Source organism: Sphingobacterium sp. Ag1, from assembly GCF_000988325.1.
Classification (GTDB): Bacteria; Bacteroidota; Bacteroidia; order Sphingobacteriales; family Sphingobacteriaceae; genus Sphingobacterium.
This window is the reverse complement of sequence record NZ_LBGU01000036.1, coordinates 143825-157268: the sequence shown is the minus strand read 5'-3', so window position 1 is coordinate 157268 and position 13444 is coordinate 143825. Positions and strand designations below refer to the sequence as shown.

General features: G+C 39.7%; 9 protein-coding genes. 4 read left to right on the top strand and 5 right to left on the bottom strand.

What is annotated here, in order from left to right; genetic code table 11:
• Positions 1–244: 244 nt before the first annotated feature.
• The 4 genes from AAW12_RS11260 to nrdF all read left to right on the top strand — a co-directional run bounded on the left by AAW12_RS11260 (position 245) and on the right by nrdF (position 4104).
• Complete coding sequence (locus AAW12_RS11260; protein WP_046673718.1) at positions 245–478, top strand: thioredoxin family protein; 234 nt, start codon at positions 245–247, stop codon at positions 476–478.
• Between the two features lie 34 nt (positions 479–512).
• Entirely contained in the window at positions 513–920 is a 408-nt protein-coding gene (gene nrdI, locus AAW12_RS11255) for a class Ib ribonucleoside-diphosphate reductase assembly flavoprotein NrdI (RefSeq protein ID WP_053003630.1), read from the top strand.
• On the top strand, positions 880–2985 hold the full coding sequence (gene nrdE / locus AAW12_RS11250; protein ID WP_046673717.1) for a class 1b ribonucleoside-diphosphate reductase subunit alpha: 2106 nt from the start codon (positions 880–882) through the stop codon (positions 2983–2985). Before nrdI ends, nrdE begins: the two co-directional genes overlap by 41 nt.
• A gap of 132 nt (positions 2986–3117) precedes the next feature.
• Positions 3118–4104 carry a class 1b ribonucleoside-diphosphate reductase subunit beta gene (gene nrdF, locus AAW12_RS11245; RefSeq protein ID WP_046673716.1) on the top strand — a complete coding sequence of 329 codons (987 nt, stop codon included), beginning with the start codon at positions 3118–3120 and terminating at the stop codon, positions 4102–4104.
• A gap of 69 nt (positions 4105–4173) precedes the next feature.
• Here the strand turns inward: nrdF and AAW12_RS11240 are convergent, their stop codons facing one another.
• The 5 genes from AAW12_RS11240 to AAW12_RS11220 all read right to left on the bottom strand — a co-directional run bounded on the left by AAW12_RS11240 (position 4174) and on the right by AAW12_RS11220 (position 13443).
• Entirely contained in the window at positions 4174–5067 is an 894-nt protein-coding gene (locus tag AAW12_RS11240; protein ID WP_046673715.1) for an alkaline phosphatase, read from the bottom strand.
• 382 nt (positions 5068–5449) lie between these two features.
• Positions 5450–6616, bottom strand: a complete 1167-nt coding sequence (locus AAW12_RS11235) for a glycoside hydrolase family 76 protein (RefSeq protein WP_046673714.1) — start codon at positions 6614–6616, stop codon at positions 5450–5452.
• Positions 6617–6672: 56 nt separating this feature from the next.
• Positions 6673–8304, bottom strand: coding sequence for a RagB/SusD family nutrient uptake outer membrane protein (locus tag AAW12_RS11230; protein ID WP_084823144.1), 1632 nt, complete (start codon positions 8302–8304; stop codon positions 6673–6675).
• A 12-nt stretch (positions 8305–8316) separates the two neighbouring features.
• A complete protein-coding gene (locus AAW12_RS11225) occupies positions 8317–11361 on the bottom strand; it encodes a SusC/RagA family TonB-linked outer membrane protein (RefSeq protein ID WP_084823143.1) in 3045 nt (1014 codons plus the stop codon).
• Between the two features lie 519 nt (positions 11362–11880).
• A complete protein-coding gene (locus AAW12_RS11220; protein ID WP_046673713.1) occupies positions 11881–13443 on the bottom strand; it encodes a RagB/SusD family nutrient uptake outer membrane protein in 1563 nt (520 codons plus the stop codon).
• Between the last annotated feature and the right edge of the window lies 1 nt (position 13444).

Below are 13444 nucleotides of genomic sequence, written 5' to 3'. Positions count from 1 at the left end.
CCAAAATGTGGAAAAGTCAAACTACCGCATCGAAAGAAAATATAAGATATTTGTTAAGCTGATGAAAGAATTGGCAACTCAACGAAGTTTTTAAGTATCGAAGTACAGACTTTTGTTTTTGACGAATTGTCTATTTTAAATGGCCAGATGAACCTTCAATCTGGTCTCCCCGATTAAAATTGATACCATTAACTCCGTCCGGGTTTTTCTATAAAGATTGGAATAAAAAAATAAACAAGTAAACATGGCAAGAATTATCAAATTTGAGAAAAACGATTGTGCTCCTTGTGCACAAGTATCGGCTTATTTGGATCAAAAAGGTATCCAATATGAAACGGTTAATCCTTTTGATGAACCAGACTTGGCCGCAAGATTCAAAATCCGCACTGTTCCTACGGTAATTGTGTTGGAAAATGAAGAGATTCAACACCGTATCATTGGCTTTAAACCAGAAGAATTGGCTGCCATTGCACTTTAATAAATTCAGCGTATCATTAAAATGAAACAGTGACATGATACACATTTATTATGATTCCAGAACGGGGAACGTACAACGCTTTATGGACAAAGTAGCTCAGATAACGGGTTGGCAGATCCATAAAATCACCGCTGATTTAACGGTAAAAGACCCCGGTCATTTGGTCACCTTCACCACAAATTTTGGACAGGTGCCCGAAAACACAAAAGAATTCATGAAACGCGAAGCTAAAAATATCTATTCTGTTACTTCCAGTGGCAACCGCAACTGGGGACCGAATTTTGGTCTAGCAGCTGATCGCATTTCACAGGATTTTGACATTCCACTGGCGTTCAAATTTGAACTGTCCGGAACAATGGAAGATATTAATCAATTTATTGACATCTTAAAGAACTTTTGCGATGGTAGCAAACGAAGTAGCAAAAAACTGGATATTGCTTAATAATGAAATCATGATTAAGCATGATGACGAATTCAGCTTACATAAAGATAAGGAAGCGGTTCGTGCATATTTCTTGGAATATGTAAATAAGAACACAGTGTTCTTTTATACATTAAAAGAAAAAATAGACTATTTGGTAGAAAACAACTATTATATTGACTTTTACCAATGGTTTACATTTGAAGAAATGGAAACGGTATTCAACTATGTGTATGCGAAGAAATTCCGTTTCGAGTCTTTTATGGCGGCATTCAAATTCTTCCAGAGCTACGCTTTACGTGACGATTCTGGCGAGAAGTTTTTAGAGCGTTATGAAGACCGTGTAGTTGCTGTTTCCTTGTTCTTAGCAAGAGAAGAGGGTGTTCAGAAAGCAATTGAGTACGCAGAGATCATGATCAATCAAGAATATCAGCCAGCGACCCCTACATTCTTAAATGCAGGAAAGAAACGCTCGGGTGAATTGGTATCTTGTTTCTTGGATGAAATCGGCGACAACTTAAATGGTATCGGTTATGCTGTTGATTCCGCCATGAAGCTGTCTTCTATCGGTGGTGGTGTATCGTTCAATATCTCCAAAATCCGTGCTCGCGGAGAAGCGATTAAAGGTGTTGAAGGCCGTGCTGGCGGTGTGCTTCCAATCATGAAGATTATGGAAGATACATTTTCATATGCGAACCAGTTGGGACAACGTCCGGGTGCTGGGGCAGTATACCTCAATATTTTCCACTCTGACATCGAAGAATTTTTGGATTGTAAAAAAATCAACGTTGACGAGAAAGTACGTATCAAATCATTGTCGATCGGTATCATCGTTCCGGATAAATTCATGGAATTGGCAGAAAAAGATGAACCATGCTATTTGATCTACCCACATACGGTAATGCAAGAGTATGGACAATTCTTGGATGAAATGGATATGGACAAGATGTACGACGAATTGATCACGAATCCAAACGTGAAAAAGAAAAAAATCAATGCCCGTCACCTCTTAGTTAAAATTGCACAGACACAAAAAGAATCAGGATATCCTTATATTTTCTTCAAAGAGAACACCAACCGTGTCCATGCATTGAATGAAATCGGTCAAGTGAAATTCTCGAACTTGTGTACTGAAATCATGCAAGTATCTCAAGTATCCGATATTGAGATCTATGGCAAGCAGGACACGATCCGTTATGGTATCTCCTGTAACTTAGGCTCTTTAAATATTGCAACTGTAATGGACAACAAACGTATCAAAGAGACCGTAAAAACGGCGATGCGTGCTTTGACTGTCGTTACAGACGTGACCAATATCGATATGGTTCCGTCTATTGCAAAAGCAAACCGTGAGTTACATTCTGTAGGGCTAGGTGCAATGAACCTCCATGGTTACCTTGCAAAAAGCTTCATTATGTATGAATCTAACGAGGCGCTCGATTTTGCCAATACCTTCTTTATGATGATGAACTATTATTCATTGGAAGCATCGATGGAAATTGCCAAAGAACGTGGTAAAACATTTGTTGGATTTGAAAAATCAGCCTATGCCGATGGTACGTATTTCAACAATTACGTAAACCGCGATTATATGCCTAAAACTGCTAAGGTAGCGGAGTTATTTGAAGGGATACATATCCCAACGGTAGAAGATTGGTTGGAATTAAAAGCAAAAATCAAAGAACATGGTATTTACCATGCTTACCGTTTGGCCATTGCTCCAAATCAATCGACTTCGTATATCATGAATGCAACCGCATCAGTTATGCCAATCGTCGATATCATTGAAGTGCGTGAATATGGAGATAGTACAACTTACTATCCAATGCCATATTTGACAAACGATAATTATTTCTACTTCAAATCGGCTTATGATATGGATCAATTCAAAGTCTTGAAATTGATTTCGGTTATCCAACGCCATATTGATCAGGGTGTATCTACAATTTTGCATACAAACTCAAAGGATTCGACACGAGATTTGTCAAGATATTATATCTATGCACATAAATTGGGATTGAAATCCCTTTATTATACACGGACAAGAAAATCGACCATCGACGAATGTGTCTCTTGTTCAGCTTAATTTTGAGATTTTAGTATTTGGATATATAATGGGAGAAAGTCAAAAGTTGCCTACGCCATTGGCGGCTTTTGGCTTATCTAAAATCAACAATCCAAATACGTGATAATAAATGCCTAATACTTTAAACTAAAAATGAGTAAAACATATAAAGCTGTCAACTGGAATACCCCTGAGAACGATTATGTATTGATGTTCTGGGAACAAAATATCCGTCAATTCTGGATCGACACGGAATACATTCCATCAAAAGATATCGATAGCTGGAAACGTATCAGCCCAGAAATGAAAGATGCGTATAAAAAAGCTTTAGGAGGATTGACCCTATTGGATACCCTTCAAAGCCATACAGGTATGCCTAAAATCATCGATCATATCGACACCTTACAGAATAAAGCGGTATTGTCGTATATGTGTATGATGGAAGCTATCCATGCAAAATCGTATTCCACCATTTTCACGACAGTTTCTACGACCGCCGAAATAAATGATATTTTCGAATGGGTTCAACAAAATAAATATCTTCAATACAAAGCAGAAACGATTGATGGCTACTACCGCGCGATCGATAAAGAAGATGCTTCCGAGGAGGAGATTTATATGGCGATGGCTGCATCCGTATTATTGGAGTCATTCTTATTCTATTCTGGATTCTTCTTGCCATTATGGTTATGTGGACAGGGCGAAATGGTTGCTTCTGCCGATATCATTAAGAAAATTATCGCAGACGAATCTATCCACGGTGTATTCGTTGGATTAATAGCCCAAGATCAATTCAAAAAATTAAAAAATCAAGATCAGGTAAAAGCTCGTTTCCTTGCCTTGCTTTACAATTTGTATGAAAATGAGCTGAAATATACAGAAGAGATCTATACTGAAGTTGGTTTAACTGCAGAGGTAAAAGAATATGTTCGTTACAATGCCAACAAAGCATTGATGAACTTAGGTTTTGATCCGATCTTCGAAGTAAAACAAGTCAACCCAATCGTATTGAATGGATTAAATACTGAAACGACACAACATGACTTCTTCTCCAAGAAATCAACTAACTACGAAAAAGCAACAGAAATTGTTCATCTAAAAGATGATGACTTCAAAATGGATGTGGTCGTAGATATATAATATTGAAAATTTGTCAAACAAAAAGCCCCAAAGAGTTTTCTTTGGGGCTTTTTGTTTGACGGGCAACGGCTATTGTTGGAATGCTTTGATCGCCTGTCCGCGCCAAGCGGCATCAAGCGGTGCACCAAGCAACCAGGTTAATGTAGGCGCGATATCATAAATCATTAGATTTTCCTTAATTTCTTTCCCTTTGGGTACACCAGGCCCGGTCATTACCCAGGGAATCTCCACCTCCGCCAGCGATTTACCACCGTGTCCTTTTCCTGTACCGCCATGATCCGCAGCAACAACGAAAATGGTTTCATCCGCGATTCCAGCATCTTTTACCGCCTGCAGCAAAGTGCCTATGCGTCTGTCAACCTGTTTTAGCTCGGCATAGTATTCCGGGGTATTATGTCCAATATTGTGCCCTACACCATCAGGCTGATCGAAATGCACAAAAGTAATCGTCGGTTTCTCTTTCTTTATAATGTCTACCGTGGTATTCAAAGCAGCCTCATCATCATCTTTGGTATTAATAACTTTTTGAACGACTTTGTTATCGATCAGATAACCTATACCTGGCCAGCTATGTACCACCACAAACTGTGCTTTAGGATTTTTGCTGGCAACCGCATTAAATACGGAAGGGAACATGCCGTTTGCTGTTTTGGCTGTAGAAGGAATCTCAGGTGTTTTACTATCCCACTCTGTATATCCATGGGCTGTAGGACCAGCCCCCATAATCATGGACGCCCAGTTTACAGCACTTGAAGAAGGTAAAACGGTGCGTACATGTGTACTATAAGTACCCTCCTGCATCATCTTTTTGAGATTCGGCATCTCTGCTTTTGGTAAAGCATACGCTCCAAAACCGTCAAAACCAACTAAAACAACATGTTTGATCTTTTTGCTCTGTGCCGACACAGCACTTGTGGATAGCCCCAGTACGATCAATGGTAATAATAGATTTTTAATTTTCATCTGTATAAATTTGTTTTTCAATTGCGATGAAGCGATCAGATTTATTCATTCCCTAATGTGATTGAATAAATCATGATGGTTTCATAATAAAATAACTTGGTAACCAATGAGTACGCAACCTATTCAAGCTTTCTTGTATCCAGAATAGATAACCTGATGTCCATCCTATCCAATGAATCGCTCCCATGCTTGATCAAGGTTTATCGATCATATTTTACAAGTCATGCTTGTAATAAGTTGACCTAACTCAAAAATAGAAATTTCACAGCATCTATTATGTTAAGTAAACAATATTTAATCTCTTTAACCAATATGTTACAAGAACAAAAAAGACGCTGAAAATAATTTCAGCGTCTTAACCTTATACTGCTTTACGTCGATTCTAATACCCAGCTTTTGCCAAACGTGCATACATTTCGACAAACGCACATTGATCGAGCAGCCATTTCGATTGATGTTGATCCTTCAAAGTCCAGTCTGGGCTGAAAAGTCCTGCTTGGTCGCGCATATGCTTCCAGGCAAATTCAAGATTTTTAGCAAAAATAGACAGATACTTTTGGTCACCGTTGACCGCAGCAAGCTCCATGTAACCACGCATCATCACCGCATGAAACCATAAATTGCTATTTTTCAATTTTGGGAAATCCAATTTCGCATTCGTTTCGAAAAAATAGCCTAGACAGGCCTCAGCCAGCTGTTGTGCATCCTCGAGGTACCGTTTATTTTTCGTTAACTTATAAAGCAATGCAGCGGCCTGCAACATTTGTCCGGCGTTGTACGAAAACTTAGCTTTTCCAATCTTTCCATTGAGCTGCATATTGTCCCAGTATAACTTATCTTCGGGATCCTGAAGATTTCTTTTTGTCCATTCATAAAGACGCTGCCCTTCCAGCAGATAGGACTTATCATTGGTTGCCATAAATAACTTAAGTGCAAATACACTCGCTGGCGCATTCGAACAGGTATTTTTAGATTCCTTTTTCTGTTCACACCAATAAACGCCGCCGCCTAATTTATCATCTTCCCCACTCTTTACAAAATTCCAGATCTCTTTGGCCGAAGTCAGGTAGTTTGTTTTTTTTGTATGAATATAGCTATCGGTAAAATCTATCCCCAACCAGATATTATCGTCATAAAAACGATCCGAGGGAGGAGCTGTATTTAAATAAGAAGCATAACCAACCGGCGATCGACTTTCGTCCCGATATTCCTGTAGCCCAATCAGGACTTTTTTGTCGAGTATGAACTGAAATGCCTTTTTTGTTTTTGGTAATTCCATCAAGGCATTTACGGCCGAGAAACTACCTGAGAAAGGCCAGAGGTAAGCATATTTCTTTTGCTGCTCGGCCTGTTGATTATTATCCAGATAATCAGCTTTAAAGTTTTCATCAAAGGGATATTTTTCAGCCAAAAGCTGATTTTTAGTATTTCCAAACTTGCTATAGATGCTATCTAACGTTTGGATAGCATAGTTTTGAAAATTACCTTTCTGCGCGAATAATGCAGCACCGATAAAGTTCAAAAGAAACAACGTAAAATATCTTTTCATATGTTTTAGGTAAAGGAATAGTAGACACCCGCATGGGCATCTACTATTCCCGAACATTAATATCCAGGGTTTTGTTTTAAATTGGGATTAATAGCCAATTGATCCATCGGTACCGCATAAAGTTCTTTATTCTTATCGTTCGTCGCTTTATGATCCCACCAAGATCCGGATATATATTTCCCAAATCGGATTAAATCTGTCCGGCGCTTTCCTTCAAAAATAAATTCGCGTCCCCGTTCCGCCAATAGCTCCTCCAATGTCAATGTAGCTACCGTGTACTGTGCCGCAGGCCAATCGGCTGCGCTGAATGCCCTTTTTCTGGATTCATTGACCAATTCAACCGCCTCACTGCTGGCTTTACCTCCATTCTTGCGCATCAGTGCTTCGGCTTTATCAAAATAAATCTCCGTTAAACGATAAATAATATAATCGTTCTCCCAATAGTTGGCATCGTCTAAGGTACCTGATTTATATTTATTAAAACGAGCTCCAGAATTCTCCTCTCCTTTTGTCATACCACCTTCTGAAGTCTTATCACCTTCGCTTTCTCTGCGAATTGAGTTGACAAACACCAGTGGTTTACCTGAATACTCTTCCGTCCCCAATACAGGTGTAGTGGTGCCGTATTTATATTGTGGTCCAAACAAAAACCATTCTTTCTTCCGCAAATCATTTTCAGCATACGCACTAAATGCAGTAGGAATAACAACAAATGCGTTCCATCCACCGTAGCCAACTTTGAGCACTTCCTTCATATAGTCGTAGCTCATGTAGAATCCCGACCAGTCAAATGTAAAACCTGCCTGCCGGCTGTACTGAAATTGAAATAGCGATTCGGGATTCGCCGAATTGGTATTACTGAACAATGCATTCAAATCAGGGCTCAATTTGGGAGCCCCCCCGATGCCGCCAGCTTGCCCAGAAATGATTTTGTCACATGCAGCGATACATTCATCATTCATCGCTTTACCCGACCATTTTTCTGCATTAAGATAGAGTTCAGCCAGCATGGCATAACCAGCAGCCATAGACACTTGACCAATGTTACTTGCTGAAGTTTTAGGTAATTTTCCTACATTTTCTTCCAGCTCCTTCTGTACAAATGCAAAGACCTCTGTTCTTGGTCTGGTTTCAGGGTTAATTGGATCGGCTACCTTTGTCACGATAGGAACGTTGCCCCAAAGATCCATTATCTTAATGTAGTGAAATGCCCGCATTACTTTTAATTGCACAAGTATTTGCGTGCGCTCATCCTCCGTCAGATCGGCGATTTTAGTGATATCAAGTTTCTCAATATCCTGAATAGCATTATTGACATAGCCAACGCCGCCCCACATCAACTCCCAGGCCCCACGCATTCGGCTTTCATTGCTTGTCCAAGTGTGATAGTGCTGCCGGATATGATCTCCACCGTCATATCCATGGCGTCCCTTTTGTGGCCAGGCTACCTGATCGGCACTTAATTCGGAATGATAATAAAAGCCATTTCCGCCTGTGGGTGCAAGCCAGGCCTGCATATGCGTAAAAGGCCGGAGTGCAGCTTGCATAACTTCCCGTTTATTCTTGTAAAAATTATCATCTTTGATCTGACTATACACTGTCTCATCCAACTTGGTGCAGGAAGAAAAAGAGAGACCTAAGGTAATAGTGCTCAGGATGGCGAATAAATATTTATTTGTTTTTTTCATAACCTTACTATTTTAAAATCCAACATTTAAACCAATTGTCCAAGATCTTGTTCTTGGATAGAAACTGCGCGAATCAATCCCTGCTTCAAAACCTGTATCCTGCAACTCTGGATCAATGCCCGTATATTTGGTCATTGTTACGATATTTCTTCCTGTCGCATATACATATAGACTTTTGATATAATCAGTTTTTAATTTAAAGTTGTATCCCAATGTAATATTATCCAGCTTCACAAAGCTTCCGTTCTCGAGATAGTAATCAGAATATTGTGGATCCTGTTTAAGATCGGCATGTTTGGTAAAAGCACTTTCAAATACATTATTAGGCAACCATTTTTGATTACCAAAGAACATATCCGCTGTATTTAAGATATCATACTTAAATTTACCTCTGAAAAACACGGTCAGATCGAAGCCCTTATAGGCAAACCGGTTACCTAGCGACGCATTGAATTTGGGAACACCATTTCCAATATAGGCGCGATCATTATCATTTATATCGGCAATGGTAGCCTTGGAACCGTCGGCTTTATAGAAGAGCCATTCTCCAGCATCATTCAGACCCGCATAACGTTTTCCATAGAAGGAACCAATTTCACCGCCTTCTTCAAGACGAATGGCATCTCCAAGATTACCTGGAGAAGGCAGACCGCCAAAAGTCATCCAATTACTTTTAAAGATATCATTGGACATGGTAACGAGTTTATTCTTTTGATAACTTCCGGCAAAATCCACCGTCCATTTAAAATCTTCTTTTTGAATTGGAACTCCAGACAATTGCAATTCAACACCTTTATTCGAAACCTCGCCTACATTGTACCAAATGTTTGTACTCACATAGGCTGGCTGTTGCGCCTTATATTGGTATAATAAATCTTTGGTTTTACGATTATAGACATCCAGAGATCCTGTTAGTCGGTTATTCCACAAACCAAAATCAAGCCCGATATTCAATTCGGCTTTTTGTTCCCATTTTAAGTCTGGATTGGGGTTCTGTGTCGGTCCATACGTTTGATAATAGATGCCATCCTGTGGATACACCCCGCCTGTTCCCAATAAGATCAACGAATTGTAATTCGGGAAGCCCTGATTACCGGTTACCCCATACCCCACACGGAGCTTCAGATTGTTGACAAGGTCTTTATTGGAGAAAAAGTCTTCGTTGGTAATGGTCCATCCCGCAGAAATGGCAGGGAAATTACCCCATTTATGATTAGCTCCAAATCGTGAGGAGCCCTCCCGACGCAGAATTGCACTCACAAAGTACTTTTGGTCATAATTATAATTTACCCGTCCAAAAAAAGCAATCAGTTTATTGTCTTCCTTAAATGAGCCCATCGATGGTCTTGGCAATTTGGTATTTGTCAGAGCCGTACCACTTCCCATGTCCCAGTCTTGAAAAGCATCTGTTGTAAAGCCATTATTGGACATTTCAAACCGCTCATAACCATTATATTGAAAACTGTAACCGAGTAAACCCGTTATATTATGCTTTTCATTGAATGTCTGGTTGTAATCAATGGTTGTTTCAAAGGTCTTGGACCAATTTAATTCATTTCTTTTCCAGGCATAGCCCATACCCTGATACTCAGAATTTTGGCGTTGATCCCAATCTTTGATCGACCGATATTGACGATCGTTCCAATTATTTCTAAGATAGGATCCGAAAGCTGAGATGCTCAATGGTTCTATAATCTTGAGTTTCATACGCGCATCTCCTGAGAATGTTTCCTGATTGCGTTGATCTACACGGTTGGCCATACGATCCAGCGGATTAAAATTATTATAACCTTGGGTTTGGTAAAAACTCCCATCAGTATTGTATAACGGAGCAGTTGGATTGCGCTGGATCGCCTGTTCGAAATATTCCGTTTTTCCACCTAAAAGATCTGCTTTATTGAAATTGGCCGCAATATTACCGGAAAAAGTCAATCGATCTTTTAATCCAGTTTGCGAAAAATTGACACGACCGCCGAATTGCTGGCGTCCATTCTGTTTAGCAATACCTTCGGCATTTTCATAGTTAATTGAAGCACGGTAGTTGGATTTATCGCCACCACCGCTGGCAACAAAATTATGGAATGTTGAAAAATTACCTTTATTGATCAATTCATCGTATAAATCCGTTGACGCACCCAGGTCAAGATCAGGTTTATTCTGCCCTTTGACCACATAGTCTCTAAATTGCTGTGCATTCAACATGGAAGGTTTCTTTGCTACAGACTCATGTTGACCATAGGTATAATATTCAAATCGCGGCTCTCCGGATTTGCCTTTTTTAGTGGTCACTAAAATTACACCACCATTACCACGCGTCCCATAAATAGCGGCTGCAGATCCGTCCTTTAAAACATCAATGGATTCAATATCTCCTTGCTTGATCAAATCGAGATTTCCACCAGGAATACCATCAATGACAATAAGCGGGGAGTTGCCACCTTTCATGGAAGCCATCCCCCGCAATTGGATATCCGAACCAGCATTTGGATTGCTGCCCTGGGTTCTCGTCACGTTTAGCCCGGCAACTTTACCTTGCACCAGATCCATTGGGTTGCGCATACCCCCTTGATTGAAATCCTTTTCTTTTACAGAGGCCACTGCTGAAGTCACTTCACTTTTCTTTTGTGTACCATAACCGACAACAATAACCTCCTCCAATTGGTCTTCCGTCGCGGATAGACGAATATCAATCGGGGCTTTTCCGATTACTTTGACTTCGTTTGTTCGATAACCGATGGACGACACGACCAGGACATCTCCTATCTTGGCTTGCAGGGCAAAATTACCCTGTCCATCCGATGTTGTACCTTTTGTGGATCCCTTGACGGTAACCGAAACGCCGGAGACCCCTTCTCCAGTCTTTGCATCCTGTACCTTTCCCTTAATTAAATCCTGCAACTTAGTGACCTTATGGGTAATGGTCTCTTTTGGGTCTTCCCCCTTGGTAATGACATGTGCATTTGCCTGATGTATCGTCCCAGCGATAATAGCCAACGAAAAAAACAGCTTGGTATTTTTCGTTAAGCGGGCAAATGATTCTAAATCGATTCTGCTCATATAACTAGTGATTTTGGTTTATAAAACGTTTTAGCTTTGATAAGCTAAGACGATCATGTTTAATTAGTATCTTCTTCAATAATTAATAGTAATACCTGATCCCCATCTCTATCGTAATAGATTAAATCTGGCAGCCTATTAATTATTTATTATTAAAAAAAACATAAAAATGCACCTAAGCTGGAACAACTCAGCATATAATCAGTGTAAAAAACAAAGCAAAAGCGGTTTTGCTATTTAAAGAAAAAAAAGCGAATGTGATTTTATCTAAATTATATGTTTGTTGATTTTTCTCTTTTTGGTTATTGTTTTTAGTTTAAGTGTTTGATTGTGGATTCAAGATAGGATTTTAATTTTAAAGGGAAAAGGTTTTTTTAAAATTTTAAACAGTATCGTTATAGATGTTACCTAAACACCTAATTTCCCCGTTTATTGTCACTAGATTCCATTGCGTTAGGCGTTTTTTATAAAAAAAAATGGCCATCGATTGATGGCCATTTTAAACTCAGATTTTGAAGACTATTGATAGCCTGCATTTTGTGTCAACTTATTATTTCGCTGAATTTCATCCGGAGAAATCGGCCATAATAAGTCTGTTTCTTTGAATGTTGCACCAGATCCGTTCTTAGCCCCAATCAATGGTACGAAATCGACTTTACCAGCCTCAGTTGTTGAAATTACAGGGAACATTTTCGTTCTAACAATATCGTCCCACATTTTAAATTCCAACGGGAACTCGCGGAGACGCTCTTTCCAGCATTCTTTCACAAAATTGTCTGCTGATAATGTTAGTAATTCGGCTGTATACGCAGCAACTGATTTCCCTTCGGTATTGGCACGTGCTTTTACCTGAGCTAAATAACCTGCAGCCTCAGCACTCACGCCAGATGTTTTCGCGATTCCTTCTGCAGCGATAAGCAAAGCTTCAGGGTAACGATAGAAGTTCCAGTCTTTAGTTGCTTTTCCTGTTGTCAATAGCGCCTCTTCATCCACAAAATACCATATTCCCGCATCCGTTGATTCCCACACTTTTCCATTTTTTGGATTCGTATACTTCCAATGATAGAACTGATTCGGCTGGATACGAAGATCCTTGCTCTCGTAGACATTCAAAAATTGTTTGGTTGGTCCATAGATTCTTTCAAAGATCGAATAGGATGTAAATAACGATACGGCTGACGAATTGAAAGCATAAGTTGGCCACCAGCTACCATCGCGGATAGTCGCATTATACTCCTGTGCATAAATTACTTCATCCAGATCATCCGTCGTACGTAATTTATTATAGGCACTATTCATCCCAAGATTGGTGTTTGTGGTCATACTATGACCTGAGCCAATGACAATCTTTGCTGCCGCTGCAGCATCAGCATATTTACCCTGTTGTAGGTAAACATTGGCCAAAGTCATTGCCGCCGCATATTTGGTTATCCGGTGTCCATTTGCAGCAAATGTTGCAGCAGGAAGGAGTTCCACAGCAGACTTCAAATCGGACTCAATTAATTCATATACTTTCGCAGCATCCGTACGTTCCAAGTATAGATTGTCTTTTAAAGACTCATTTGGCGTCGTATAAAAAGGGATAGCACCAAAAGTCTTTACCAGATAAAAATAGTTAAATGCGCGAAAGAACTTTGCTTCTCCAACCAAGCTATTCTTAACAGCATCCGCCATGTTGATTTGAGGAATGTATTGGATAGCGGCATTGGATACGTTGATTGCTTTATAGCTTTCATCCCAAATGGTATTCATTGTGTTGGAGATGATACTGGTATTGCTTTGACGAGTCAATTCTCTGGCAAATAAACAGATCCGTTCTTGTCCTTCATAGCTGCTTGTAAAATAGCCCGTCAACATGGAGTTGATAGAAGCTGTGGGGCCGAGGTAAGCGCTTGACGCGTATGAATAACGTTGAGGTGCACCATTACGGTACAGATAATTGACATTCTCTCTAGCCTGAGACTCAGTTTTATAAAAGCTTCCCAAAACAACCCCAGATTTGGGGTCTTCTTCCAAAAATTTATTACAAGAAGTTGTCAATGCCAACCCGGCCAATAACAACATACATAATTTATTCTTCATT

Coding starts and splice junctions, on each gene's coding strand:
- AAW12_RS11240 (WP_046673715.1), bottom strand. CDS start 5,067: ATGAAAATTAAAAATCTATTATTACCATTGATCGTACTGGGGCTATCC.
- AAW12_RS11235 (WP_046673714.1), bottom strand. CDS start 6,616: ATGAAAAGATATTTTACGTTGTTTCTTTTGAACTTTATCGGTGCTGCA.
- nrdI (WP_053003630.1), top strand. CDS start 513: ATGATACACATTTATTATGATTCCAGAACGGGGAACGTACAACGCTTT.
- nrdE (WP_046673717.1), top strand. CDS start 880: ATGGTAGCAAACGAAGTAGCAAAAAACTGGATATTGCTTAATAATGAA.
- AAW12_RS11225 (WP_084823143.1), bottom strand. CDS start 11,361: ATGAGCAGAATCGATTTAGAATCATTTGCCCGCTTAACGAAAAATACC.
- AAW12_RS11230 (WP_084823144.1), bottom strand. CDS start 8,304: ATGAAAAAAACAAATAAATATTTATTCGCCATCCTGAGCACTATTACC.
- AAW12_RS11260 (WP_046673718.1), top strand. CDS start 245: ATGGCAAGAATTATCAAATTTGAGAAAAACGATTGTGCTCCTTGTGCA.
- nrdF (WP_046673716.1), top strand. CDS start 3,118: ATGAGTAAAACATATAAAGCTGTCAACTGGAATACCCCTGAGAACGAT.
- AAW12_RS11220 (WP_046673713.1), bottom strand. CDS start 13,443: ATGAAGAATAAATTATGTATGTTGTTATTGGCCGGGTTGGCATTGACA.